The 24,951-nt window shown below is 66.8% G+C and carries 21 protein-coding genes and 1 tRNA gene; 14 read left to right on the top strand and 8 right to left on the bottom strand.

The window, feature by feature from the left end:
* Window positions 1-67: 67 nt before the first annotated feature.
* Both JX613_RS01990 and JX613_RS01985 read left to right on the top strand, forming a co-directional pair.
* On the top strand, window positions 68-766 hold the full coding sequence (locus tag JX613_RS01990) for a M48 family metallopeptidase (RefSeq protein ID WP_207099754.1): 699 nt from the start codon (window positions 68-70) through the stop codon (window positions 764-766).
* A gap of 32 nt (window positions 767-798) precedes the next feature.
* Window positions 799-1,446, top strand: a complete 648-nt coding sequence (locus JX613_RS01985) for a GntR family transcriptional regulator (RefSeq protein ID WP_207099753.1) — start codon at window positions 799-801, stop codon at window positions 1,444-1,446.
* Between the two features lie 243 nt (window positions 1,447-1,689).
* On the opposite strand, the gene JX613_RS01980 is transcribed toward JX613_RS01985, so the two are convergent.
* From JX613_RS01980 to hemB, 4 genes are all read right to left on the bottom strand, one after another.
* The gene (locus JX613_RS01980; RefSeq protein ID WP_237168304.1) at window positions 1,690-2,307 is read right to left on the bottom strand and encodes a lipid-binding SYLF domain-containing protein; all 618 of its coding nucleotides are present in this window, start codon (window positions 2,305-2,307) and stop codon (window positions 1,690-1,692) included.
* A gap of 126 nt (window positions 2,308-2,433) precedes the next feature.
* Window positions 2,434-2,907 (bottom strand): invasion associated locus B family protein, encoded by a 474-nt coding sequence (locus tag JX613_RS01975; RefSeq protein ID WP_207099751.1) that lies wholly within the window; start codon window positions 2,905-2,907, stop codon window positions 2,434-2,436.
* Between the two features lie 74 nt (window positions 2,908-2,981).
* Entirely contained in the window at window positions 2,982-3,977 is a 996-nt protein-coding gene (locus tag JX613_RS01970) for a VPLPA-CTERM sorting domain-containing protein (protein ID WP_207099750.1), read from the bottom strand.
* Between the two features lie 143 nt (window positions 3,978-4,120).
* Window positions 4,121-5,128, bottom strand: coding sequence for a porphobilinogen synthase (hemB, locus tag JX613_RS01965; protein ID WP_207099749.1), 1,008 nt, complete (start codon window positions 5,126-5,128; stop codon window positions 4,121-4,123).
* A gap of 83 nt (window positions 5,129-5,211) precedes the next feature.
* Between hemB and JX613_RS01960 the strand changes: the two genes are divergently transcribed.
* Genes JX613_RS01960 through JX613_RS01945 form a run of 4 tightly spaced genes read left to right on the top strand, consistent with a single transcriptional unit; the run spans window position 5,212 to window position 10,987 of the window.
* A complete protein-coding gene (locus JX613_RS01960) occupies window positions 5,212-5,784 on the top strand; it encodes a hypothetical protein (RefSeq protein WP_207099748.1) in 573 nt (190 codons plus the stop codon).
* Window positions 5,785-5,820: 36 nt separating this feature from the next.
* Window positions 5,821-9,267 carry a transcription-repair coupling factor gene (gene mfd, locus JX613_RS01955; protein ID WP_207099747.1) on the top strand — a complete coding sequence of 1,149 codons (3,447 nt, stop codon included), beginning with the start codon at window positions 5,821-5,823 and terminating at the stop codon, window positions 9,265-9,267.
* A complete protein-coding gene (locus JX613_RS01950) occupies window positions 9,264-10,382 on the top strand; it encodes an aminodeoxychorismate synthase component I (protein WP_419538800.1) in 1,119 nt (372 codons plus the stop codon). The genes mfd and JX613_RS01950 overlap by 4 nt, the downstream gene beginning before the upstream one ends.
* The gene (locus JX613_RS01945; RefSeq protein ID WP_207099746.1) at window positions 10,343-10,987 is read left to right on the top strand and encodes an aminotransferase class IV; all 645 of its coding nucleotides are present in this window, start codon (window positions 10,343-10,345) and stop codon (window positions 10,985-10,987) included. The genes JX613_RS01950 and JX613_RS01945 overlap by 40 nt, the downstream gene beginning before the upstream one ends.
* A 187-nt stretch (window positions 10,988-11,174) precedes the next feature.
* On the opposite strand, the gene clpA is transcribed toward JX613_RS01945, so the two are convergent.
* On the bottom strand, window positions 11,175-13,496 hold the full coding sequence (clpA, locus tag JX613_RS01940; RefSeq protein ID WP_207099745.1) for an ATP-dependent Clp protease ATP-binding subunit ClpA: 2,322 nt from the start codon (window positions 13,494-13,496) through the stop codon (window positions 11,175-11,177).
* A gap of 211 nt (window positions 13,497-13,707) precedes the next feature.
* Window positions 13,708-14,454: a hydroxyacylglutathione hydrolase gene (gene gloB / locus JX613_RS01935; protein WP_207099744.1), complete on the bottom strand. Its 747-nt coding sequence runs from the start codon at window positions 14,452-14,454 to the stop codon at window positions 13,708-13,710.
* Between the two features lie 58 nt (window positions 14,455-14,512).
* Between gloB and JX613_RS01930 the strand changes: the two genes are divergently transcribed.
* The 6 genes from JX613_RS01930 (at window position 14,513) to JX613_RS01905 (ending at window position 20,661) form a co-directional block, all read left to right on the top strand.
* Complete coding sequence (locus tag JX613_RS01930) at window positions 14,513-15,328, top strand: methyltransferase domain-containing protein (RefSeq protein WP_207099743.1); 816 nt, start codon at window positions 14,513-14,515, stop codon at window positions 15,326-15,328.
* Between the two features lie 439 nt (window positions 15,329-15,767).
* Window positions 15,768-16,334: a F0F1 ATP synthase subunit delta gene (locus tag JX613_RS01925; protein WP_207099742.1), complete on the top strand. Its 567-nt coding sequence runs from the start codon at window positions 15,768-15,770 to the stop codon at window positions 16,332-16,334.
* A complete protein-coding gene (atpA, locus tag JX613_RS01920) occupies window positions 16,334-17,869 on the top strand; it encodes a F0F1 ATP synthase subunit alpha (RefSeq protein ID WP_207099741.1) in 1,536 nt (511 codons plus the stop codon). The genes JX613_RS01925 and atpA overlap by 1 nt, the downstream gene beginning before the upstream one ends.
* 12 nt (window positions 17,870-17,881) lie before the next feature.
* Window positions 17,882-18,760 carry a F0F1 ATP synthase subunit gamma gene (locus JX613_RS01915; protein ID WP_207099740.1) on the top strand — a complete coding sequence of 293 codons (879 nt, stop codon included), beginning with the start codon at window positions 17,882-17,884 and terminating at the stop codon, window positions 18,758-18,760.
* A 17-nt stretch (window positions 18,761-18,777) separates the two neighbouring features.
* A complete protein-coding gene (gene atpD / locus JX613_RS01910) occupies window positions 18,778-20,202 on the top strand; it encodes a F0F1 ATP synthase subunit beta (protein WP_207099739.1) in 1,425 nt (474 codons plus the stop codon).
* Window positions 20,203-20,211: 9 nt separating this feature from the next.
* Window positions 20,212-20,661 (top strand): F0F1 ATP synthase subunit epsilon, encoded by a 450-nt coding sequence (locus JX613_RS01905; RefSeq protein WP_207099738.1) that lies wholly within the window; start codon window positions 20,212-20,214, stop codon window positions 20,659-20,661.
* A 53-nt stretch (window positions 20,662-20,714) separates the two neighbouring features.
* Here the strand turns inward: JX613_RS01905 and JX613_RS01900 are convergent, their stop codons facing one another.
* A complete protein-coding gene (locus JX613_RS01900) occupies window positions 20,715-21,692 on the bottom strand; it encodes a GlxA family transcriptional regulator (RefSeq protein ID WP_207099737.1) in 978 nt (325 codons plus the stop codon).
* A gap of 145 nt (window positions 21,693-21,837) precedes the next feature.
* On the opposite strand from JX613_RS01900, the gene JX613_RS01895 reads away from it, so the two are divergent.
* Window positions 21,838-23,247, top strand: a complete 1,410-nt coding sequence (locus JX613_RS01895) for a class II 3-deoxy-7-phosphoheptulonate synthase (RefSeq protein ID WP_207099736.1) — start codon at window positions 21,838-21,840, stop codon at window positions 23,245-23,247.
* 176 nt (window positions 23,248-23,423) lie between these two features.
* Window positions 23,424-24,857 carry an NCS1 family nucleobase:cation symporter-1 gene (locus JX613_RS01890; protein WP_207099735.1) on the top strand — a complete coding sequence of 478 codons (1,434 nt, stop codon included), beginning with the start codon at window positions 23,424-23,426 and terminating at the stop codon, window positions 24,855-24,857.
* A gap of 8 nt (window positions 24,858-24,865) precedes the next feature.
* On the opposite strand, the gene JX613_RS01885 is transcribed toward JX613_RS01890, so the two are convergent.
* Window positions 24,866-24,941: transfer RNA gene (locus JX613_RS01885), tRNA-Ala, on the bottom strand.
* Window positions 24,942-24,951 lie beyond the last annotated feature (10 nt).

Below are 24,951 nucleotides of genomic sequence, written 5' to 3'. Positions count from 1 at the left end.
CCACAGGTGCCGGGGGCTGTCAAAGGCTTTTCTGACAGGGATTGCAGGGCAGGGCAAGGGCAGGCGGATGGCCAGCGCGTTCATCATCGGCAACGGGATGCGGATCACCTGGCGGCGCTCGGCACGCGCGCGGCGCATGACCCTGAGGGTGCCGCGCGACGGCGGGCCGGTGGTGCTGACGCTGCCCGCCCATGTGGCGCTGTCCGACGGGGCGGCCTTTGCGGAAGCCAAGTCCGGCTGGCTGCTGCAAGCGGCGCAGCGGCGGCCCGCGCCCAGCATCGTGCGGCATGGGGCTGCGCTGCCGGTGGCCGGGGAGCCCCTGGTGCTGGTGCCCGCCGCCGTCCGCGCCGCCGCCATTGCGGACGATGCCCTGCTGCTGCCCGCCAGCCGCCCGGCGGGTCCGGTGGCGCAGGCCTTTCTCAAGCATCGCGCCATGGCAGAGCTGCGCGCGGCCTGCGACCGCCATGCGGGGGCGCTTGGCCGACCCTTCACGGCCATCGTGCTGCGCGACACGCGGTCCCGCTGGGGCAGTTGCACATCCGACGGGCGGCTGATGTTTTCCTGGCGGCTGGCGATGGCCCCGCCCGCCGTGCTGGATTACGTCGCGGCGCACGAGGTCGCGCACCTGCGCCACATGGACCATTCGCCCCGCTTCTGGGCGGCGGTGGCGGGGCTGATGCCGGATTACGCACGCCACCGCGACTGGCTGCGGCGGCACGGGTCGGATCTGATGGCCTGGCAGTTCCGCGACCCGGCGGGGGATTGACGTGCCGTGGTTTTGTGATCACAACCCGGAGCATGAACGCCCCCGCTCGCCCTTCCGACCCGTCGGCCCATGAAAAGCTGTATCGCAACCTGCGCAGCCGGATCATGCTGGGCGAACTGCCCCCCGGCAAGGCGCTGACCCTGCGCGGCATCGCCCGCGAATACAACCTGTCCATGACCCCCGCGCGCGAGGCCGTGCGCCGCCTGGTGGCCGAGGGCGCGCTGACCCTGTCGGCATCCGGCCGCGTCACCACGCCCGCGCTGTCGGACGACCGGATCGAGGAACTGGCGGCCCTTCGTGCCCTGATCGAGCCGGAACTGGCCGCCCGTGCCTTGCCGCGCGCGCATTTCGCGCTGATCGACCGGCTGGCGCAGATGAACGCGCGCATCGCCGATGCCGTGGAAAACCACGATGCGGTCGGCTATATCCGCTGCAACCTGGAATTCCACCGGATGCTTTACTTGCGCGCGCAGGCCCCGGCGATGCTGGCGATGCTGGAAACGATCTGGCTGCAACTGGGCCCGACGATGCGGGCGCTGTATGGCCGGGTAAAGCGGAACGAGCCGCCGCGCCACCACCGCATGATCCTGGCCGCGCTGCGAGCGGGGGACGAACCGGCGCTGCGGCTGGCCGTGCGCGCGGATGTGACGCATGGGTTGCGGCATTTGACCTCGGGCTGAGATTGGCGAAGGCCATCGCCTTCGCCACGTCGCGCCCTATCCACCTGAACCGCCGGGCCTCAAAGGCCCGGCCAGCGCCCGCCCCGCCCCCAGGCGGGCGCTTGCACCCCCCCTCGGGTCGGGCGCTGGCCTTTCGTGGTCTTTGCGTCACCGTTTCTGGTTGCACCGTCGCGTGAAGGGCGGGGGAAATGCTCCTCGCATTTCCTTTTCCCGCCCGGCTAGCCGATCAATGCGGGTTGCGGCTTACCCCCGCCCCATCTGCGGCAGACCCATGCCGCCAAAGCCCAGCGTCGGGATCTCGGACGGGATGACGCGGGTGTATTTCGTGCCCTCGATCGACGCGCCCGCCATCAACCCCGCCTGGCCGAAGATCATCGCCACGACCGGCAGCTGCGCCGTGATCGTATCGGCCCCAAGCGCCATGCCGCCCTGCGGGATCGCGTAGAAGGCATTGGCCCCCGCCAGCCAGCCGGGCGAGGCGCGGAAGGATGCAAGCGCCGCATCCGTCTGGAAGATCAGCACATGCGCATATTGCTGCGCGCCCGCCTGCAGGCCCACGGTCGCGCGGGTGGCGGAATAGTAATCCACCGTCGCTCCGCCGATCCGCAGCGCGCCCTGGCCGTAGGCCCCGCCAAAGCCCAACGCGGCCTCGGTCATCAGGGGCATGTAGAGGACGCCCTTGGCGTTCTGCACCAGCGCCTGCGCGGACGGATAGTTCTGGATCAGATAGTTGTGCGTGGCATCCACGCGCGCATCCAGTTCGGCGCCCGCATTGGTGCCCACCGCGTTGCTGCACCCTGCCAAGGCCAGGGCCGCAGCGCCTCCGGCCAGAGCCATGCGCCGGTTGATCTTGCTTGACATGCTCATCTGTCGTCCCCGAATGTTTACAGGGCACGTGACGGCCCTTTGCACAATGGCCTAAAGATTTTGCCGGATGCTGTCACGCGTTTCCACACTGACAGCGATTCTCTGCCGGCGCCTGCGGGATCAGGGCAGGTTGACCCCGGCCTGCCGCAAGGGCGCGATCAGATCGGCGACGGCCAATTCGCCCGAAACAGTCTCGGTCGACGAAAACGGAATGAATTGCACCGACAGGGTCTGGGCGCCCGTCACCTGGGCCAGTTGCTCGGCTGACAAGTCGGCCGAGGCGCGGCAGCCATCGGGAAAGCACACATCCAGCGGCAGCGGGATCTCGACCGCGCCGGGGTTGGCGACGATCCGAACCCCTGGCCGGGCCGCGATGCCCAGCGGGGCAATGACGAACAGCACTGCATCCGCCCGCGATTTGCCGACCTGAAGGCTGACCGTTGCAAAGGTCTGGTCCCCTTCGGCCACCAGCCGGACAAGGCCGCTGCAGCGGTCGGTCGCTGGATCGCATGTGGCTGGTTCCTGCGCCTGTGCGCCTGTCACGGCCAGCAAGAGACCTGCCAATCCAAGCGCAGCACTGTCGAAACGAATCATGATCTTTTTCCACTGACAATAAAAAGCGGCAGCCTTTCAGCCGCCGCTATCTGAACGGTAATGGCGCGATTTTCCTAGCCGTTTTTGCGGCGCAGGCGCAACGCGCCCATGGCACCCAGGCCACCCAGCAGCAGGAAGCCCGCAGCCGGCACCGGAACGGGGGCAGGATCGACCGGCGGCACCACGATCGAACCGCCCACGCCCTTGAAGGCGAACATGAAGGTCACGTCGTCGTTGGCCGGACCCCCGGCAGAAGACATGGACTGGCCCAGCGAGTAAAGCTCGACCTGGACCGCGCTCAGGGCCGCGATGGCCATGGTTTCATTGGCGGCGGCGCCATAGAAGATGTCAAAGTCGTAAGCTTCGCCTGCTTTCAGTTCGCCGAAGCCGAAGTCGAAGTTCGATCCGTGGTCGAAGGCACCCGCGTCCGTGAAGTCCGTATTCGCCGCGACACCTCCGATCGGGCTGCGCAAAGCGAACGGGTTGGAGTTTTCGAAACCATTGTTGTTCGAATACAGCAGCGTCGATGTCGTGCCCGTTCCAACATGCGTGACATATTCGTTGAAGGACGTGGGTTCGACGTCCCAGTCGAAGGTGCGGGTATAGCGCAGATCGGCAATGTCCGTCGCGCCGGTATTTTCGATCTTGACCGATACGCGATAAAGGTTGGCCGTTTCTGCCGCGGGCGTGAAGGTATGCGTGACACGCAGACCGGTTCCATCGACCGTCGCGACCGAAGTTGCGGTCGATGCAGTGTTCGTGAATGACACCGAGGTCAGGTTGCTGATTCCGGCAGCATTGTTGGCATAACCGAAAGCAGTGGCGCCCGGGTCGCCGATGCCCACGCCCCAGCCTTCGCAAAGGCACCCCGGCGCAGTCGCCTCATAGTTGGTAGGTATATAGCGCAGGCCGGTCGGGGTGACCCCACCTGCCGAAGGCTTGCCACCGCCAACGTTCAACTGGCCTAGGGTGTCGACACCCATCTGGATCGTTCCATTGTCGATGATTGCCGCACTGGCGGCAAAGGGTAGGCCCGCCACAAGGGCGGCTGCAAGAAAACTGGTTTTCATTTCCGTTACCCCTTAAACAACGTCTCTACCGATTTAGAACCATAATAACTTGAAAATCAACTTATATTTACTAAAAAGTAATTAGCAGATAAGTCTTGGGCGATTGATTGGGATATTTTTCTACCTTTAGTTTATATGGCCGATTATCCATGTCGTCTTTGAATAGCCTCGGCGACCTGCGGCGCGAAATAGGTGAGGATCCCGTCGCAACCCGCCCGGCGGAAGCACAGGAGGCTTTCGAACATCGCATCACGCGACAGCCAGCCGTTGCGGATCGCGCCCTCCAGCATCGCGTATTCGCCGCTGACCTGATAGGCGAAGGTCGGCGCGCCGAACTGGTCCTTCACGGCGCGGCAGATGTCCAGATAGGGCAGGCCGGGTTTCACCATCACCATGTCCGCGCCCTCGGCCAGGTCGCGGGCCACGCAGCGGATCGCCTCGCCCCGGTTCGCGGGGTTGACCTGATAGGTCTTCTTGTCGCCCACCAGCCGCCCGGATGCGCCCACCGCGTCCCGGAACGGGCCATAGAAGCTGGACGCGAACTTGGCCGCATAGGACAGGATCGCCGTGTGCTTGTGCCCCGCCGCTTCCAGCGCGCCCCGCAGCGCGCCGATGCGCCCGTCCATCATGTCGCTGGGCCCCAGGATGTCGGCCCCGCTTTCCGCCTGGACCAGGGCCATGCGCACCAGCGCCTCGACCGTTTCGTCGTTCAGGATCTCTCCGTTCACGACGATGCCGTCATGGCCGTTGGCGTTATAGGGATCGAGCGCGATGTCGGTCATAACCGCCAGTTCGGGCACGGTTTCCTTGACGGCGCGGATGGCCTGGTTGCCGATATTGTCGGGATCCCAGGCACGCTCGCAGGTTTCCGTCCTGAGATCCTGGTCCGAATGGGGAAAGATGCAGATGGCCGGGATGTTCAGCGCCGCCGCCCGTTCCGCCGCGCGGCGCGCGCCGTCCAGCGTCAGCCGTTCGACGCCGGGCATGGAGGCGATCTCGCCCTCGGCCCCCGGAACCTCGGTCACGAAGATCGGCCAGATCAGGTTTGCGGGCGTCATGTCGCATTCCGACACCATGGCGCGGATCGCGGGCGTGCGGCGCAAGCGGCGCAGGCGGGATGCGGGGAAGGGGGCGATGATCGGCGTGGGCATGGCGGGCTTCCTTTTCCGGAACGGCTTTTCCTTCGGCAACAGCCGTTCTAAGGTCGCCCGCGACCAAGGACAAGGAAGCCCGCGTGCCTCAATTCGACAGCCTGATCGGCTTTCTGGACAGCCGGTCTTTTGGCACGATCTGGTACTGGCTCGTGGTGATCGGCACCTGGTCCCTGACCGGGCGCAGCGTGATCGGCGTCCCGGCGGAAATCGTCGGCCGTGCCCGCATGGCCGTGCAGGCGGACAAGGGCGATTCCCCGACCGTGCTGCACCTGCTGGACTGGCTGTCGCTGGTGCTGCCCCGCTGGCGGCTCAGCGCGCCCGAGGGGGCGGTCTTCCTGGGGCTGACGGGATTTGCGCTGACCTCGCTGGCGATCATGGGCATCGGCTATGACCTGGAACTGGCGCTGGCGTCCTTCCTGCTGCTGCTGCCCCTGGCGATCCTGTTCTGGATGCGCGTGTCCCTGGCGCGCCGCCTGATGCCGCTTCTGGAGGCGGCCGAACAGGGCGCGCGCCCGATCCCCGAAGCCGCGGCCGAGGCGGTGCGGCGCATGGTGATCCACCGGCGGCTGGTCACGGCCCTGTCCATGGCGGCGGTGGCCGTCACCGCGCTGTGGGGGGCGCTGTGGTCGGTGTTCCATCCCTATGGCTTCTGACCTTGACTCCGCCGCCCCGCGCTTTACCTCACCCCCATGGCCGAACACCTGATCCTTTCCGGCGCGCCCGAAGGCTATGACGCCGCCCTGATCGCGCGCGAGGCCGCGCGCGGCGCGCCCGTCATCCACATCGCCCGCGACGACCGCCGCATGGCCGCCATGCGCGCGGCGCTGGCCTTCCTCGCGCCCGACCTTGCGGTGCTGGATTTCCCGGCCTGGGACACGACGCCCTATGACCGCGTCTCGCCCTCGCCCGACATCCAGGCGGCGCGGATGGCGACGCTGGCCGGACTGGCGCAGGGGGCGGTCAAGGGGCCCTTCGTGCTGCTGACCACGCTGAACGCGGTGCTGCAACGGGTGCCCGCGCGCGCGGTGGTCCAAAACGCCAGCTTCATCGCCCGCGTGGGCGACCGCATCGACGAAGGCGCGCTGCGCGATTTCCTGGTCCGCATGGGGTTTGCGCAATCGCCCACCGTGACCGAACCCGGCGACTATGCCGTGCGCGGCGGGATCATCGACATCTTCCCGCCGGGCGAATCCGGCCCGGTGCGGCTGGACCTGTTCGGCGACGTGCTGGACGGCGCGCGCCGGTTTGACGCGGAAACGCAGCGCACCACCGAAAAGCTGTCGCGGATCGAGCTTGCGCCGATGTCCGAGGTGATCCTGGACGAGGACGCCATCACCCGGTTCCGGCAGAACTACCGCACGGAATACGGCGGCGGCACCAACGATCCGCTTTATGAAAGCGTCAGCGCGGGCCGCAAGACGGCAGGGATGGAACACTGGCTGCCCTGGTTCCACGACCGGATGGAAAGCCTGTTCGACTATCTGCCCGGCGCGTCCGTGGTTCTGGACGACCATGTGGGGCAGGTGATCGACGCCCGGCGCGGCATGATCAACGAACAGTTCGGGGCGCGAAAGGCCGCGATGGCCGCCAAGGGCCGCAGCGACACGGTTTATAAGCCCGTGCCGCCCGACGCGATGTTCCCGACCGAAGGCGAATGGGCGTCCTGGCTGGCCGCGCATCGGGTGCTGCGCCTGTCGGTCCTGCCGCAGCCCCCGGGGCCGGGGGTGCTGGACGCGGGCGGGCGCGTAGGCCGCAACTTCGCGCCCGAACGACAGGCCGAAAGCGTCAACCTGTTCAAGGCCCTTGCCGATCATGTGAAGGCGCTTTCCAGGGATCACCGGGTGATCGTCGCCAGCTTCTCGGACGGGGCGCGGGAACGCCTGTCGGGGCTGCTGGCCGATGAAGGCCTGGCGGGCGCCAAGCCCATCGCCGACATCCGCAACCTGTCCGACACGCCGGGCAGCGTGGGTCTGGCCGTCTGGCCGCTGGACGAAGGCTTCGTGGCCGACGGGCAGGCCTTGGGCAAGCTGGCGGTGATTTCCGAACAGGACGTGCTGGGCGACCGGCTGATCCGGGGCGCGAAGAAGCGCCGCAAGGCCGACAACTTCCTGAAGGACACCACCAGCCTGACGCCGGGCGATCTGGTCGTCCATGTCGAACACGGCATCGGCCGCTACACGGGGCTTGAGACGATCAAGGCCGCAGGCGTCCCGCACGACTGCGTGGCGCTGGAATATGCGGGCGGCGACCGGCTCTATCTGCCGGTCGAGAATATCGAACTGCTGTCCCGCTATGGGCACGAGGAAGGGCTGCTGGACCGTCTGGGCGGCGGCGCCTGGCAGGCGCGGAAGGCGCGGCTCAAGGAGCGCATCAAGCTGATCGCGGACAAGCTGATGCGGGTGGCCGCCGAACGCCTGCTGCGCGCCGCCCCCGTGCTGGAACCCGAGGATCACGACTGGCAGGCCTTCGCCGCCCGCTTCCCCTACAGCGAAACCGAGGACCAGCTTTCCGCCATCGACGACGTGACCGAGGATCTGGCGGCGGGCCGTCCCATGGACCGGCTGATCGTGGGCGACGTGGGCTTTGGCAAGACCGAGGTCGCCATGCGCGCGGCCTTCATCGCCGCCAGCCGGGGGATGCAGGTCGCGGTGGTCGCGCCGACCACGCTGCTGGCGCGCCAGCATTTCAAGACCTTCGCCGAACGCTTTCGCGGCACGGCGATCTGCGTGCGCCCCTTGTCGCGCTTCGTGTCGGCCAAAGACGCGGCCAAGACGCGCGAAGGGCTGTCCGACGGCTCGGTCGATATCGTGGTCGGCACCCATGCGGTGCTGGCCAAGGGCGTGCGCTTCAAGAACCTGGGCCTGCTGATCATCGACGAGGAACAGCATTTCGGCGTCGCCCACAAGGAACGGCTCAAGGAGTTGCGGTCGGACATCCACGTCCTGACGCTGACCGCGACGCCGATCCCGCGCACGCTGCAACTGTCGCTGACCGGCGTGCGCGACCTGTCGGTGATCGGCACGCCGCCGGTGGACCGCCTGTCGATCCGCACCTATGTGTCCGAGTTCGACAGCGTGACCATCCGCGAAGCCCTGCTGCGCGAGAAATACCGCGGCGGCCAAAGCTTCTTTGTGGTCCCGCGCCTGTCCGACCTGCCCGATGTCGAGCATTGGCTGAAGGAGAACATGCCAGAACTGAACTACCTGGTCGCCCATGGCCAGCTTGCTGCGGGCGATCTGGACAGCCGCATGAACGCCTTCTACGACGGCAGCCACGACGTGCTGCTGGCGACGACCATCGTGGAAAGCGGCCTCGACATCCCCACCGCCAACACCATGATCGTCTGGCGCGCCGACATGTTCGGTCTTGCGCAGCTGTACCAGATCCGGGGCAGGGTGGGCCGGTCCAAGACGCGGGCCTATTGCTATCTGACAACGAAACCGCGCCAGCCGCTGACCCCGCAGGCCATGCGGCGGCTGAAGTTCCTGGGGTCCATCGACGGCCTTGGCGCGGGCTTCAACCTTGCCAGCCAGGACCTGGACCTGCGCGGCGCCGGCAACCTGCTGGGCGAGGAGCAGTCGGGCCATATCAAGGAGGTCGGCTTCGAGCTTTACCAGCAGATGCTGGAGGAAACCATCGCCAAGTTGAAATCGGGCGAGATCGAGGGCACGCCCGAGGACGAATGGGCGCCGCAACTGAACCTGGGCGTGCCCGTCACGATCCCGGAAAGCTATATCCCAGACCTGGACGTGCGCCTTGGCCTTTATCGCCGCCTCTCCGGCCTGACCACCAAGGTCGAGCTTGAGGGTTTCGCCGCCGAACTGATCGACCGCTTCGGCCCCCTGCCGCGAGAGGTGAACACGCTTCTGCTGGTGATCCGCATCAAGGCGATGGCCAAGCGGGCCAACATCTCGCGCCTGGACGCGGGGCCGAAGGGCGCGACGGTCCAGTTCCACATGGACAAGTTCCCGAACCCCGCCGGTCTGGTCGAATTCATGACCGACAACCGCGCGCGGGCCAAGATCACCGGCAACAAGATCTTCGTGGCAGACGACTGGAAATCCGACGCCGACCGCATCAAGGGCGCCTTCGCCATCGCCCGCGACCTTGCGGCCAAGGCCAAGGCCGCGAAGTGATCCGCTTCGACACGGGGCCGCTGCCCGGCGGCACCCTGTTCGCGGACCCGCTGGACCTGATCCGCGCCGACGGCCCCGACGAGGTCGAGCAGGCCCTGGCGCGGACCGAGGCCGCCCGTGCGGCGGGCCATTGGCTTGCGGGTTCTCTGTCCTATGAACTGGGCCATGCGCTGGCGCCGCGCTTGCGGCGGCTGATGCCCGGCGCGCGCGATGTGCCTCTGATCCTGATGGGCGTCTTCGACGCGCCCCGTCCCGCGCCGCCCTTGCCCGATCCGGCGGGTGCCGTCATCGGCCCGGCGCGTCCGCTGTGGACACGCGACCGCTATGACCGGGCAATCGCGGCGGTCCACCGCTATATCCTGGCGGGCGATACCTACCAGATCAACCTGACCTTCCCGATGGAGGCCGATGTCGCGGGCGATCCGCTGGCGATCTATGCCGCCCTGGCCGCGCGGCAGCCGGTGGGCGAGGGGGCCTTTGTCGCCCTGGGCGGCCCGGTCGTGCTGTCGCGCAGCCCGGAACTGTTCTTCGCGGTCGATGAAACCGGCCGGATCGAGACGCGGCCCATGAAGGGCACCGCCCCGCGCGGGGCGGATCCGGCGGCGGATGCGGCAGCGGCGGCGATGCTGGCCGCATCCCCCAAGGACCGCGCCGAGAACCTGATGATCGTGGATCTGCTGCGCAACGATATCAGCCATGTCTGCCAGCCGGGCTCTGTCCGCGTGCCGCGCCTGTTCGGGGTCGAGGCCTATGCGACGGTTCACCAGATGACCTCGACCGTCGAGGGGCGGCTTGTCCCCGGCACGCGCCTGACCGATATCCTGCGCGCGCTGTTTCCCTGCGGCTCGATCACCGGCGCGCCCAAGATCCGCGCCATGGAGATCATTGCCGAACTGGAGGGGGCGGCCCGCGGCGTTTATTGCGGCGCCATCGGCTGGGCGGATCCGGCGGGGCCGATGCGGTTTTCGGTCGCCATCCGGTCACCGGTCATGGTCGCGCCGGGGCGGCTGAGGCTGAACGTCGGCGGCGGCATCACCCATGACAGCCGCGCCGGATCGGAATGGGAGGAAGCACTGTGCAAGGCCGCATTCCTGGACCTGTCCCCGAGGGGCTGACCGTCTTTGAAACCATGCGGGCCGAGGCGGATGGCCGCATCGCACTGTGGTCGCTGCACCGCGACCGGCTGCGGCGGGACTGCGCGGCGGTGGGATTCCCGCTGGATTGGGCGGCGGTCGGGGACGCCTTGGTGGATCTGCCGCGCGGGCAGGTTCTGCGGGTGCGGCTGACGGTGGATGGCGCGGGGACGGTCGGCGTGACGCACCAGCCGCTGCCGCCGAACCCGGCCTTCTGGCGGGTAGTCCTGTCGCCCTTGCGGCTGGACTGCGCCGATCCCTGGCTGCGCATCAAGACCTCTCACCGGCCGGTCTATGACCACGCCCGCGCCGCGCTGTCGGACGGCGTGGACGAGGCGATCCTGCTGAACGAGCGCGGCGAGGTTTGCGAGGGAACCATCACCAGCCTGTTCCTGCGGCGGGGGGATCGGTTCCTGACGCCGCCGCTGGACTGCGGGCTGTTGCCAGGGGTGCTGCGTCAGTCGCTGATTGACGCAGGCAAGGCCCAGGAGGCGCGGCTTCTGCCCGGCGACCTGGATGCGGGGAACCTGTTCATGGGCAACGCCTTGCGCGGCCTGATTCCGGCGCGGCTGGTTCGTCCCGGCTGAGCGGGAAGCGTTTCCCGCCCCCATCGAGGGGGCCGGAAACGCTGTGCCTTCGGCACGCCCCCTCCGGCAACGAAAGCGCCGCGGCGACGGTCGCCTGCGGGTGGCCTTGGAAGGACGAACCCATGCTCTGGCAAAGGAAAGCCCCGCCGCGACAGGGTCGGGCGGGGCTTCCAGGCTATTGTGGAGATCAATCCGCCGTCAGCAGCGGCGTCCTGGACTTGCCGATGCGGGGGGCGTCGGGGCCGGTGATGTCGAAGACGGGCTTGTCGTCCTCGATCTTCACGCGGACCACGCCGCCCTTGGTCAGCCGGCCGAACAGCAGTTCCTCGGCCAGCGGCTTCTTGATGTGTTCCTGGATCACGCGGCCAAGGGGACGGGCGCCCATCTTGTCGTCATAGCCCTTTTCGGCCAGCCAATCGGCGGCTTCCGGGGTCAGTTCGATATGGACGTTGCGGTCCATCAGTTGCGCTTCCAACTGCAGCACGAACTTCTCGACCACATGGACCACCACGTCGCGCGACAGCGCGGCAAAGCTGATGATCGCGTCCAGCCGGTTGCGGAACTCGGGCGTGAAGGTCCGCTCGATGGCGGCGGTATCCTCGCCCTCGCGCTTGTCGCGGCCGAAGCCGATCGCGGCCTTCTGCATGTCGGACGCGCCCGCGTTCGAGGTCATGATGAGGATCACGTTGCGGAAATCCACCTGCCGGCCGTTGTGGTCGGTCAGCTTGCCGTGGTCCATCACCTGCAGCAGGATGTTGTAGACATCCGGGTGCGCCTTCTCGATCTCGTCCAGCAGCAGCACGCAATGCGGATGCTGGTCCACCCCGTCGGTCAGCATCCCGCCCTGGTCAAAGCCGACATAGCCCGGAGGCGCGCCGATCAGGCGGGACACCGCGTGCTTTTCCATGTATTCCGACATGTCGAAGCGCAACAGTTCGACGCCCAGCGTGCTGGCCAGTTGCTTGGCGACCTCGGTCTTGCCCACCCCGGTCGGCCCGGCGAACAGATAGTTGCCGATGGGCTTTTCCGGTTCGCGCAGGCCCGCCCGCGCCAGCTTGATGGCCGAGGACAGCGCAGTGATCGCCGCGTCCTGGCCGAAGACCACGCGCTTGAGGGTCGCTTCCAGATCGCGCAGAACCTCGGCATCGTCCTTGCTGACGTTCTTGGGCGGGATGCGGGCGATCTTGGCCACGACGGCCTCGATCTCCCTGGGGCTGATCGTCTTGCGGCGCTTGCTTTCGCTGACCAGGTGCTGCGCCGCGCCCGCCTCGTCGATCACGTCGATGGCGCTGTCGGGCAGCTTGCGGTCGTTGATATAGCGGCTGGCCAGTTCCACCGCCGACTTGATCGCCTCGTTGGTATAGCGCAGGTCGTGGTGCTTCTCGAAGCTGGGCTTCAGGCCCATCAGGATCTTGATGGTGTCGGCCACAGAGGGTTCGTTCACGTCGATCTTCTGGAACCGGCGGCTCAGCGCGCGGTCCTTTTCGAAGTGCTGCCGGAACTCCTTGTAGGTGGTGGATCCCATGCAGCGCAGCTTGCCGCCCGACAGGGCGGGCTTGAGCAGGTTCGACGCATCCATCGCCCCGCCCGAGGTCGCGCCCGCGCCGATCACCGTATGGATCTCGTCGATGAACAGGATCGCGTCGGGGTGGTTTTCCAACTCCTTCACGACGGCCTTCAGGCGTTCCTCGAAATCGCCGCGATAGCGGGTGCCCGCCAGCAGCGCGCCCATGTCGAGCGAGAAGATCGTGGCGCCCGCCAGCACGTCCGGGGTTTCCCCGCGCGTGATCTTCAGCGCCAGCCCTTCGGCGATGGCGGTCTTGCCCACGCCCGGATCGCCCACCAGCAGCGGGTTGTTCTTGCGGCGGCGGCACAGCACCTGGATCGCGCGCTCCACCTCGGCCTCGCGGCCGATCAGGGGATCCACATCGCCCTTTTTCGACTTGGCGTTCAGGTCCACGCAGTATTTGCCAAGCGCGGTTTCGTCCTTGGCTTCGGGCGCGGCCTCGGCCTGCTTCTGTTCGGGTTCGTCCGACCCCACGACCTTGCGATTTTCGTTGAAGGACGGGTTCTTCGCCACGCCATGCGCGATGAAGTTGACCGCGTCGTAACGGGTCATGTCCATTTCCTGCAGGAAGAAGGCCGCGTTGGATTCGCGTTCGGCAAAGATCGCGACCAGCACGTTGGCGCCCGTCACCTCTTGCCGGCCCGAGCTTTGGACATGGATCGCGGCGCGCTGGATCACCCGCTGGAAGGCGGCGGTGGGCACGGCCTCGGACCCCTCGACATCGGTGATGAGGGTCGAAAGATCGTCTTCGATGAAGTCGATCAGCAGCTTGCGCAGTTCATCCAGGTCGACATTGCAGGCCCGCATCACCTTGACCGCGTCCGTCTCCTCGGTCAGGGCCAGCAGCAGGTGTTCGAGCGTGGCAAGCTCGTGTCGATGTTCGTTCGCCAGGGCAAGCGCCTGGTGAATGGCCTGTTCCAGGGAAGTCGAGAAACTTGGCACGGTCGTCTCCTGTCCAGTCGACTGGCGGTATGGGCATATCTTGTACCCACCTGCCCAGACTGTCACGATACAGTTAAGATTTGGTGGAATTCGCCCGGCATCAAGTGCTTTTTCACGCGGATGCCACGATTTTCCCACGGTTGAGGCAGATGTGATGCCTGGCCCGGCGAATTTCAAGCACGGCCTGCCAAGCGGCGCTTTGCCCTTGCCGTCAGAAGGCGTCCTTCATGGATCGAAGACGCGCGAAAACCTCGGCATCCGGGGCGTTTTCCATGCCCAGGGACGCGCGCAGCGCCGCCACCCGCAGGAAGGGGTTGGTGGCCCTTTCCAGGGCCAGCGTGGCGGGCGCGCAGGGCTGGCGCGCCTCTTGCACGGCCGCCAGCCGCTCGCGCAGCGCCTGGTTGCCGGGATCGACCGACAGCGCGAAGGCGCCGTTGCCCGCGCAATAGTCGTGGCCCGAACAGATCAGCGTATCGGCGGGCAGGGCGTTCAGGCGGGACAGGCTGTCCCACATCATCTGGGCCGTCCCCTCGAACAGGCGGCCGCAGCCAAGGGCCATCAGGCTGTCGGCGGTGAAGACGACGCCCGATTGCGGGAAATGGAAGGCGACGTGACCGATGGTGTGGCCGGGCACGTCGATGATCTCGATCGGCTCGCCCAGAACCTCCAGCGGCTCGCCCGGCGTGATCCGCAGGTCCAGCGGGGGCAGGCGATGGGCGTCCGCCGCCGCGCCGATGACCATGGCGCCGGTCTCGCGCACGATTTCCGCCACGCCATCGGTGTGGTCGGCGTGGTGATGGGTCAGAAGGATCGCGGACAGGGTCCAGTCCCGCGCTGAAAGCTCTCGCAGGATCGGCGCGGCTTCGGGCGCGTCGATCAGGACCGTGCCTTCCTCGCCATGCAGCAGATAGGCATAGTTGTCCGTCCGGCAGCGCAGCGTGACCAGTTCCAGCGGCATTGGCAAAGTCCCTTTCCTGTGATGTGGTCGAGCCTGTCAAAAGCCGGGCCGGGGCGCAATGCACCACGATATCGCGGATCTCCGCAGCTTCTATTACCAGCGGGCGCTTGGGCGCGTGGTGCAGCGCATCCTGCGCGACCGGCTGGTGACGCGCTGGCCGCCGGGGGGCTGCACCGGCATGAACGTCGCGGGCTTCGGCTTTGCCGCCCCGATGCTGCGGCCCTATCTGCCGACCGCCCGGCGCGTCACGGCGCTGATGCCCGGGCCGCAGGGGGTGATGTCCTGGCCCGCCGGGATGCCCAACCACAGCGTCCTGTGCGACGAGACCGCCTGGCCGCTGGAAACCGGCAGCGTGGACCGGCTGGTGATGCTGCACGGGCTGGAAACCAGCGACGATCCCGACGCCCTGCTGGCCGAGGCCTGGCGCGTGCTTGGTCCGGGCGGGCGGATCATGGTGATGGTGCCCAACCGCGCGGGGCTGTGGGCGGCGTCCGACCGCACGCCCTTTGGCCTGGGGCGCAGCTATACCACCGGCCAGATCGAGACGCAGGCGCGCCGGGCGGGCTTTGTGCCCGACTGGCATGGCTCGGCGGTCTATATCCCGCCCTCGGACCGGCGCTTCTGGCTGGGCAGCGCGCAGATGTGGGAACGCACTGGGGCGCGCATCAGCCGGGTGCTGATCGCGGGCGTCGTGCTGATCGAGTTGACCAAGCAGGTCCGCGCGCCCCTGGGCCCAGAACTGCGCGTCCATGTGCCAAACCCGCTGGAGATCCTGGACGGCGTCGTCAAGCCGCGCCCGACCCGCGCGCCGGTGGGCCGGAACTTGCAGCATCTGCAAGAAAATCCTGCGCAACCTGCCCGAATCGACCCCTGACCTGTCCATAAGGTGATCTGCCGCACCGCAGCGAAACCGCCTATACGAAAGCGGTAGCTGGCAGCCTGCTGGTAACGAGTCTTCGTTTCGCCGAGCCTGTCTTTGCAGCGTTGCCAGTTGCCCCCGGCGTGCCTCGTCCACCGCAAGGTTGGCGGGTCGCGCCGGGTTGTTCATGCTGCAACCGCGAAAAACCCGCCCTGCCGCCGCTGTCCACCGGGTCCGGGGGCGCGCCGCCGCCTGCGCGGGAAGGCGCCGGGATCCGAAGGTCGCAATCCTTCTCATTTCCGTGCGCTAGCCGGTTGCCCGGGCCGATTTCACCTGCTAGAGACGCCGCAGATTTCATGACGGTCCCCTGAAGGCCGTGCGAATGCGACCCGCACCCCGCGACAGACCGGACAAACGCCCGGCCCGCCAGCGGGGCTTGCGCAAACCGTAAAGGATGACCGTGGCCAACTCTGTTTCCATGTCCCAGAGCATCGCCGGGCGCTATGCGCAGGCCGTCTTCGATATTGTCAGGGAAGAGGGGGGCTTGGACGCCCTGGCCCAGCAGACCGCCGACCTGCGCGCGGCGCTGGACGACAGCGCCGATCTGCGCGCCCTGATCAGCTCGCCCATCTACACGCGCGACCAGCAGTCCGCCGCCATTGCCGCGCTGGCGCAGCGCATGGGCTTTTCGCCGGTGCTGGCCAACACGCTGCAACTGATGGCCCGCAACCGCCGCCTGTTCGTGCTGCCGCAACTGGTGCGCCAGCTGCAGGCGCTGATCGCCGAGGAACGCGGCGAGGTGACCGCCGACGTGACCAGCGCCGTCGCGCTGACCGACGACCAGCAGGCGCGGCTGCGCGACACGCTGGCGCAGAAGTCGGGCAAGATCGTCAAACTGAACACGCGCGTCGATGAAACCCTCATCGGCGGCATGATCGTCAAGCTGGGCTCGCAGATGATCGACAGCTCGATCCGCTCGAAGCTCGCCTCCCTCCAGAATGCTATGAAAGAGGTCGGATAATGGGAATCCAGGCTGCCGAAATCTCGGCCATCCTCAAGGATCAGATCAGGAATTTCGGCCAGGAGGCCGAGGTGGCCGAGGTGGGCCAGGTGCTGTCCGTGGGCGACGGCATCGCCCGCGTCTATGGCCTGGACAAGGTGCAGGCCGGCGAGATGGTGGAATTCCCCGGCGGCGTCCGGGGCATGGTGCTGAACCTTGAGACCGACAACGTCGGCATCGTGATCTTCGGGGACGACCGCTCGATCCGCGAAGGCGACACCGTCAAGCGCACCCGGTCCATCGTGGACGTGCCGGTCGGCAAGGGCCTGCTGGGCCGCGTCGTGGACGCGCTTGGCAACCCGATCGACGGCAAGGGCCCCATCGAATACACCGAGCGCCGGATCGCCGACGTGAAGGCCCCCGGCATCATGCCGCGCAAGTCGGTGCATGAACCGATGGCGACCGGCCTGAAGTCGGTTGACGCCATGATCCCCGTCGGCCGCGGCCAGCGCGAGCTGATCATCGGCGACCGCCAGACCGGCAAGACCGCCATCGTTCTGGACACGATCCTTAACCAGCAAAACTACAACGGCCGCGAGGCCGAGGGCATGAAGACGCTGCACTGCATCTATGTCGCGGTGGGCCAGAAGCGTTCGACCGTCGCCCAGCTGGTCAAGAAGCTGGAAGAAACCGGCGCCATGGCCTATACGACCATCGTCGCCGCGACCGCCTCGGATCCCGCGCCGATGCAGTTCCTGGCGCCCTATTCGGGCACGGCCATCGGCGAATACTTCCGCGACAACGGCATGGACGCGCTGATCATCTATGACGACCTGTCCAAGCAGGCGGTGGCTTACCGCCAGATGTCGCTGCTGCTGCGCCGTCCGCCCGGGCGCGAAGCCTATCCGGGCGACGTGTTCTATCTGCATTCCCGCCTGCTGGAGCGTTCGGCCAAGCTGAACGAGGCCAATGGCGCGGGCTCGCTGACCGCGCTGCCGATCATCGAAACCCAGGCGGGCGACGTGTCGGCCTATATCCCGACCAACGTGATCTCGATCACCGACGGCCAGATCTTCCTGGAAACCGAACTGTTCTTCCAGGGCATCCGTCCGGCCGTGAACACCGGCCTGTCCGTGTCCCGCGTGGGTTCGGCGGCCCAGACCAAGGCGATGAAATCCGTCGCGGGTCCGGTCAAGCTGGAACTGGCCCAGTATCGCGAGATGGCGGCCTTCGCCCAGTTTGGGTCCGACCTTGACGCCGCGACGCAGCGCCTGCTGAACCGCGGCTCGCGCCTGACCGAGCTGATGAAGCAGCCGCAGTATCGTCCGCTGACGAACGCGGAAATCGTGATCGTGATCTATGCCGGGACCAAGGGCTATATCGACAACATTCCGGTCAAGGAAGTCGTCGCCTGGGAAGACGGGCTGATCCAGTTCCTGCGCAACCAGAAGGCCGACCTGCTGGACGACATGACCCGCAACGACCGCAAGGTTTCGGGCGAGTTGGAAGACGCGATCAAGGCCGCTCTGGACGCATACAACAAGACCCGCGCCTGAGAGGGGGAATAGATGCCCAGTCTCAAGGATCTCAAGAACCGGATCGGAAGCGTCAAGAACACGCGGAAGATCACGAAGGCGATGCAGATGGTCGCCGCCGCGAAGCTGCGCCGGGCGCAGGACGCGGCGGAAGCCGCGCGTCCCTATGCCGACCGCATGGCGGCGGTGATGGCCGGGCTGACCGCGAATGCGGCCGGTTCGGCATCGGCGCCGCGCCTGCTGGCCGGGACGGGTGCGGACCGCAAGCATCTGCTGGTCGTGATGACCTCGGAACGCGGTCTGGCGGGCGGCTTCAACAGCACCATCGTCAAGCTGGCCCGGCAGCACGCCGACCGCCTGCGGGGCGAAGGGAAAGAGGTCGCGATCCTGACCGTCGGCAAGAAGGGCCGCGAGCAGCTGAAGCGCGAATACGGCAGCCTGTTCGTCAGCCATGTCGATATGTCCGAGGTCAAGCGCGTGGGCTATGACAACGCCCGCGCCATTGCCGACGACGTGCTGGACCGCTTCGAGGCGGGCGATTTCGACGTGGCGACGCTGTTCTACAACCGCTTCGAATCGGTGATCAGCCAGGTTCCGACCGCCCGCCAGATCATCCCGGCGGAAATGCCGGAAGGCCAGGCGGCTGGCGGGGCCACGGCGCTTTACGATTACGAACCCGGCGAGGAGGCCATTCTGGCCGACCTCTTGCCGCGTTCGGTCGCGACGCAGGTCTTTGCGGCGCTTCTGGAAAACGCGGCCTCCGAACAGGGGGCGCGGATGACGGCCATGGACAACGCCACGCGCAACGCGGGCGAGATGATCGACCGTCTGACGACCGAGTACAACCGCTCGCGTCAGGCCGCGATCACCAAGGAACTCATCGAAATCATCTCGGGCGCCGAGGCGCTCTGACACCTAGGGGTAATCACATGGCAGAGGCCACTGGTAAAATCACGCAGGTGATCGGCGCCGTCGTTGACGTGCAGTTCGACAACCACCTGCCCGCGATCCTGAACGCGCTGGAAACCACCAACAACGGCAAGAAGCTGATCCTGGAAGTGGCCCAGCATCTTGGCGAGAACACCGTCCGCACCATCGCCATGGATTCGACCGAAGGTCTGGTCCGGGGCGAGCGCGTGACCGACACCGGCGGCCCGATCACCGTTCCGGTGGGCGACGTGACGCTGGGCCGCATCCTGAACGTCGTGGGCGAGCCCGTGGACGAAGGCGCGCCCATCACCGCGACCGAACGCCGCGCGATCCACCAGCCCGCGCCGGAATTTGCGCAGCAGGCGACCTCGTCGGAAATCCTCGTCACCGGCATCAAGGTCATCGACCTGCTGGCCCCTTACTCCAAGGGCGGCAAGATCGGCCTGTTCGGCGGCGCCGGGGTGGGCAAGACCGTTCTGATCATGGAACTGATCAACAACATCGCCAAGGTGCATTCGGGCTATTCCGTGTTCGCGGGCGTCGGTGAACGGACCCGTGAAGGCAACGACCTGTATCACGAAATGGTGGAATCGGGCGTCATCAAGCCGGACAACCTGGCGGAAAGCCAAGTGGCCCTGGTTTACGGCCAGATGAACGAACCCCCGGGGGCGCGGATGCGCGTGGCCCTGACCGGCCTGACCGTGGCGGAACAGTTCCGCGACGCGACCGGCACCGACGTTCTGTTCTTCGTGGACAACATCTTCCGCTTCACGCAGGCCGGTTCCGAAGTGTCGGCTCTGCTGGGCCGCATCCCGTCGGCCGTGGGTTACCAGCCGACGCTGGCCACTGACATGGGCGCGATGCAGGAACGCATCACCTCGACCAAGAACGGCTCGATCACCTCGATCCAGGCCGTCTATGTTCCGGCCGACGACCTGACCGACCCGGCGCCCGCCACGACCTTCGCCCACCTGGACGCCACGACCGTGCTGTCGCGCGCGATTTCGGAACTGGGCATCTATCCGGCCGTGGACCCGCTCGACTCGAACAGCCGGATCCTTGACCCGGCCGTCGTCGGCGAGGAGCATTACCAGGTCGCCCGTGACGTCCAAGGGATCCTGCAGAAATACAAGTCGCTGCAGGACATCATCGCCATCCTGGGCATGGACGAACTGTCCGAGGAGGACAAGCTGACCGTGGCCCGCGCCCGGAAGATCCAGCGCTTCCTGTCGCAGCCCTTCGACGTGGCCAAGGTCTTCACGGGGTCCGACGGCGTCCAGGTGCCGCTGGAAAAGACCATCGCGTCCTTCAAGGCCGTGGTTGCCGGTGAATACGACCACCTGCCCGAAGCCGCCTTCTACATGGTCGGCGACATCGAGGACGTGAAGGCGAAAGCCCAGCGTCTTGCGGCAGAAGCCGCGTAAGGGGGCAGGATGGCCGATACCATGCAGTTCGACCTCGTGTCGCCGGAACGGAGACTTGTCTCTGTTCCCGTGCGCGAGGTGCGCCTGCCGGGCACGGATGGCGACCTGACCGCCATGCCCGGCCACGCGCCCACCATCGTCACGCTGCGTCCCGGCCTGGTCACGGTGATCGGCGCCGACGGAACGGCAAGCGATTTCGCCGTGACCGGCGGTTTCGTCGAGATCAGCGCCGATTCGGTCAGCCTTCTGGCCGAACGCGGCCACCGCCGTGAGGAGATCACGCAAGAGATCTTCAACGAGATGATGACCGACGCGCATCGCAACCGCCGCGCCGCTGAAACCAAGCGCGACGCCGCGGGCGAGGATGTGGTCACCGCAGCCGTTAAGCTGCTGGCGGACATGGAGGCCCTGGGCACCCATATCGGCCTGGATCCGAACCACCCGAACTTCCCGGACTGATCCGTCGGGGACGGTGACAAACCCCGGCGCGGCACCCCCGCGCCGGGGTTTTTCTATGCCGATGCCGCAGCCCCTGTCCCGCGCTCGCGGTAGGGCGTGCTGCCATAGAAGGCGCGGTAGCATTTCGAGAAATGCGAGGGGCTGGAAAAGCCGGATGCCAGCGCGATTTCAATGACGGGCATCTCGGTCTGCATCAGCAGGTTGCGCGCGCGGGCCAGCCGGGTTTCCATGTAATACCGCTTGGGACTGCGGTTCAGGTATCGGCGGAACAGCCGTTCCAGCTGCCGCGTGGACATGCCCGCGTCGGCGGCCAGTTGGGCGGGGCTGATCGGCTCCTCCAGGTTCGCCTCCATCCGCGCGATCACCGCCGCCAGCCGGGGGTGGCGCACACCGATGCGCGTGGGGATCGACAGCCGCTGGCGGTCCTGGTCGGTGCGGATGGCGGTGTGCAGCATCTGGTCCGCCACCTCGGTCGCCAGGGCATCGCCATGCGCCTCGGCGATCAGGTGCAGCATCAGGTCGATGGAACTGGTCCCGCCCGCCGCCGTCAGCCGGTTGCCGTCGTTCACGAAGACCGACCGATAGAGGTCCACCTGCGGGAAAGCCTCGGCAAAGCCGTCGTGGTTTTCCCAGTGGATCGTGGCCTTGCGCCCGTCCAGCAGGCCCGCCTCGGCCAGGATCCAGGCTCCGGTGCAGACCGCGCCCATCGTCGCACCCCCGCGCGCCTGCCTGCGCAGCCAGTTCAGCACGGGCTTCGTCGCCTCGCGCGCGATCTCGGTGCCGCCGCAGACGATCACCACGTCGTCGCGTTCCGCCACGGTATCGGCGTCGATCGACGCGTCCAGCACCACCCGCGCCCCGTTCGAGCAGGTGGCGTGATCCCCCGCCGGCCCGACAAGCCGCCAGCTGTAGAGCGTCCGGCCCGCCGCGCGGTTGGCCAGGCGCAGCGGCTCGATCGCCGCGGTGAAGGGCAGCATGGTGAAACGGTCCAGCAGCAGGAACGTGAAGCGGCGGGGCTTGTCGGATGGCATGGGGGCAGTCTTTGCGCGCGTGATCGCACGACATCATCAGGGATTTGCACCTGCCGCAAGAGGGGGCAGGGGCCGTGCGGTCCCGCTTTTCCTTTGCCCGGTTCCCGTCTATACCGTTCCGGTCATTTCCAAAGGAGTCCGTGCCATGACGCAGGAGAACCGCAAGACCGCCACCCAAAGCTGGGACAAGGCCGGCTGGCGCGCCTATCCCCGCGTCCAGATGCCGGACTATACCGACCCTGCCGCCCTCCAGGCGGTCGAGGCGCAGTTGCGCCGCTATCCGCCGCTGGTCTTCGCCGGTGAGGCGCGGCGCCTGAAGGCCGAACTGGCCCAGGCGGCAGAGGGCCGGGCCTTCCTGTTGCAGGGCGGCGATTGTGCGGAAAGTTTCGCCGAATTCAGCGCCGACAACATCCGTGACACCTTCAAGGTGCTGTTGCAGATGGCGGTCGTCCTGACCTGGGGCGCGCAGATGCCGGTCATCAAGGTCGGCCGCATGGCAGGCCAGTTCGCCAAGCCCCGCAGCGCCCCGACCGAGGTGATGAACGGGGTCGAGCTGCCCTCTTATCGCGGCGACATCATCAACGGCTTTGATTTCACGGCCGAATCGCGCATCCCCGATCCGCAGCGGATGCTGGCGGCCTATACGCAGGCGGCGGCGTCCCTGAACCTGCTGCGGGCGTTTTCGACCGGCGGCTTCGCGGACATGCACCGCGTGCAAAGCTGGATCGCCGATTTCGTGGGCGGTCCCGAGGCCGCGAAATACCGCGACATCGCGGGCCGGATCAGCGACGCCATGGCCTTCATGCAGGCGGCGGGGGTCAATTCCGACACCGCGCACCAGCTTTCCAAGGTCGATTTCTACACCAGTCACGAAGCCCTGCTGCTGGAATACGAAGAAGCCCTGGCCCGCGTCGATTCGACCACCGGCCTGCCGGTCGCGGGATCCGGCCACATGATCTGGATCGGCGACCGCACCCGCCAGGTGGACGGCGCGCATGTCGAATTCTGCCGGGGCGTGCAGAACCCCATCGGGCTTAAATGCGGCCCGACCACCACGGCGGACGACCTGAAGGCGCTGATGGAGAAGCTGAACCCCGACAACGAACCGGGCCGGCTGACGCTGATCGCGCGCTTTGGCGCGGGCAAGGTCGGCGACCACCTGCCGCGCCTGATCCAGACAGTCCGGGCCGAGGGCGCGAATGTCGTCTGGTCCTGCGACCCGATGCACGGCAATGTCATCAAATCGTCCTCGGGCTACAAGACGCGCGCCTTCGATTCGATCCTGCGCGAGGTGCGCGAGTTCTTCGCCGTCCACAAGGCCGAGGGCACCATCCCCGGCGGCGTGCATTTCGAGATGACCGGCAAGGACGTGACCGAATGCACCGGCGGCGTCCGCGCCGTCACCGACGAGGATCTGTCGGACCGCTACCACACCGCCTGCGACCCGCGCCTGAACGCCAGCCAGTCGCTGGAACTGGCCTTCCTGGTGGCCGAGGAACTGCGCAACCGCCGCGAGGCGGGCGTTCAGGCCCAGCCAAGCGCCCTGGCAGGATAGGAACCCGAACAGCCGCCGGTCCCCCTGGCGGCTGTTCCCCTTGATGCCGTTTTGCCGCGCCGCTTCGGCTTTTTTGCGGCGGGGCGACGATCCATCTTCCCACGAATCCGTGATGCGTGATCCTGTGGTCCCATCGGGCCGCAGCCTGTCGCCATGGCGCCCGGCAAGAGGGTATCATGCAGCTGAAAAACCCATCCCCCGCCCTTTACAACAAGGATCTCGCCCCCGCGCGTGAACGCAAATGGGGGGCGTTTTCGATCTTCAACGTCTGGACCTCGGACGTGCACAGCCTTTGGGGCTATTACCTGGCCGCCAGCCTGTTCCTGCTGTGCGGCAGCTTCGTCAATTTCGTGCTGGCGATCGGCATCGGATCGCTGGTGATCTTCGTGCTGATGACGATGGTGGGCAATGCGGGCGTGCGCACGGGCGTGCCCTTTCCGGTGCTGGCCCGCGCCTCGTTCGGCACCTTCGGGGCGAATGTCCCGGCGCTGGTCCGCGCGGTCGTCGCCTGCTTCTGGTATGGCGCGCAGACCGCCGCCGCCGCGGGCGCCCTGGTCGCGCTGCTGATCCGCAGCCCGGCGCTGTTGCAGTTCCACGAGACCAGCTTCCTGCTGGGCCATTCCACCCTGACGGTGATCTGTTTCCTGATCGTCTGGGGCGCGCAGCTTCTGATCATCCAGAACGGGATGGAAACGGTGCGCCGCTTCCAGGACTGGGCCGGTCCCGCCGTCTGGGTCGTGATGCTGGTGCTGGCCGTCTACCTGGTGGCGAAATCCGGCACCTTCTCCTTTGGCTCCGAGATCCCGCAGGACGTGCTGATCGCGGCCACGCGCGACGCGGGCGTCACCGCAGCGCCGGGCAGCGTTGCCGCATTGGCCGCCGTGGCCGCGACCTGGATCACCTATTTCGCCGCGCTTTACCTGAACTTCTGCGATTTCTCGCGCTATGCCACCGATGAACGGGCGCTGATGAAGGGCAACTTGTGGGGCCTGCCGGTCAACCTGCTGGCCTTCTGCCTGGTGGCGGGCGTCACCACCACCGCCGCCTATGCCGTCTATGGCGAGGTGCTGATCCATCCCGAACAGATCTCGGCCAAGTTCGACAGCCTGTTCCTGGCGATCCTGGCGGCCCTGACCTTCGCCGTGGCGACGCTGGGGATCAACGTGGTGGCGAACTTCGTCTCGGCCGCTTTCGATTTCTCGAACACCTTCCCGTCGCGGATTTCCTTCAAGGGCGGCGGCTATATCGCGGCGCTGATCTCTCTGGCGCTGTTTCCCTGGGCGCCGTGGGAAACGGGGGCCGCCCATTTCGTCAACTTCATCGGCTCGACCATGGGACCGATCTTCGGGATCATCATGGTGGATTACTACCTGATCCGCCGGTCGCGCCTGGATGTCGCGGCGCTGTATCAGGAAAACGGAGAGTTCCGGTTCCAGAACGGCTGGCATTCCAAGGCCTTCATCGCCTTTGGTATCGGGATCGTCTTTTCGTCGATCCTGCCGACCTTCACCACGCTGCTGCCCGCCTGGTGGGGCACCTATGGCTGGTTCTTCGGCGTGGCCGTGGGCGGCGGCGTCTATTACGCGCTGCGGCGCGGGGATGCGGTGTAGGAGGAAACTGGTGGAGCCGAGGGGAATCGAACCCCTGGCCTCATCATTGCGAACGATGCGCTCTACCAACTGAGCTACGGCCCCACTGGCGCCC

It is taken from the genome of Paracoccus shandongensis (assembly GCF_017315735.1).
Lineage (GTDB): Bacteria > Pseudomonadota > Alphaproteobacteria > Rhodobacterales > Rhodobacteraceae > Paracoccus > Paracoccus shandongensis.
This window is presented reverse-complemented; position numbering and strand designations above follow the sequence as displayed.

Bases quoted from the DNA above. Each gene is read 5' to 3' on its own strand.
- JX613_RS01990 (WP_207099754.1), top strand. From the start codon at position 68: ATGGCCAGCGCGTTCATCATCGGCAACGGGATGCGGATCACCTGGCGG.
- JX613_RS01985 (WP_207099753.1), top strand. From the start codon at position 799: ATGAACGCCCCCGCTCGCCCTTCCGACCCGTCGGCCCATGAAAAGCTG.
- JX613_RS01980 (WP_237168304.1), bottom strand. From the start codon at position 2,307: ATGTCAAGCAAGATCAACCGGCGCATGGCTCTGGCCGGAGGCGCTGCG.
- JX613_RS01975 (WP_207099751.1), bottom strand. From the start codon at position 2,907: ATGATTCGTTTCGACAGTGCTGCGCTTGGATTGGCAGGTCTCTTGCTG.
- JX613_RS01970 (WP_207099750.1), bottom strand. From the start codon at position 3,977: ATGAAAACCAGTTTTCTTGCAGCCGCCCTTGTGGCGGGCCTACCCTTT.
- hemB (WP_207099749.1), bottom strand. From the start codon at position 5,128: ATGCCCACGCCGATCATCGCCCCCTTCCCCGCATCCCGCCTGCGCCGC.
- mfd (WP_207099747.1), top strand. From the start codon at position 5,821: ATGGCCGAACACCTGATCCTTTCCGGCGCGCCCGAAGGCTATGACGCC.
- gloB (WP_207099744.1), bottom strand. From the start codon at position 14,454: ATGCCGCTGGAACTGGTCACGCTGCGCTGCCGGACGGACAACTATGCC.
- JX613_RS01930 (WP_207099743.1), top strand. From the start codon at position 14,513: ATGCACCACGATATCGCGGATCTCCGCAGCTTCTATTACCAGCGGGCG.
- JX613_RS01925 (WP_207099742.1), top strand. From the start codon at position 15,768: ATGACCGTGGCCAACTCTGTTTCCATGTCCCAGAGCATCGCCGGGCGC.
- atpA (WP_207099741.1), top strand. From the start codon at position 16,334: ATGGGAATCCAGGCTGCCGAAATCTCGGCCATCCTCAAGGATCAGATC.
- JX613_RS01915 (WP_207099740.1), top strand. From the start codon at position 17,882: ATGCCCAGTCTCAAGGATCTCAAGAACCGGATCGGAAGCGTCAAGAAC.
- atpD (WP_207099739.1), top strand. From the start codon at position 18,778: ATGGCAGAGGCCACTGGTAAAATCACGCAGGTGATCGGCGCCGTCGTT.
- JX613_RS01905 (WP_207099738.1), top strand. From the start codon at position 20,212: ATGGCCGATACCATGCAGTTCGACCTCGTGTCGCCGGAACGGAGACTT.
- JX613_RS01900 (WP_207099737.1), bottom strand. From the start codon at position 21,692: ATGCCATCCGACAAGCCCCGCCGCTTCACGTTCCTGCTGCTGGACCGT.
- JX613_RS01895 (WP_207099736.1), top strand. From the start codon at position 21,838: ATGACGCAGGAGAACCGCAAGACCGCCACCCAAAGCTGGGACAAGGCC.
- JX613_RS01890 (WP_207099735.1), top strand. From the start codon at position 23,424: ATGCAGCTGAAAAACCCATCCCCCGCCCTTTACAACAAGGATCTCGCC.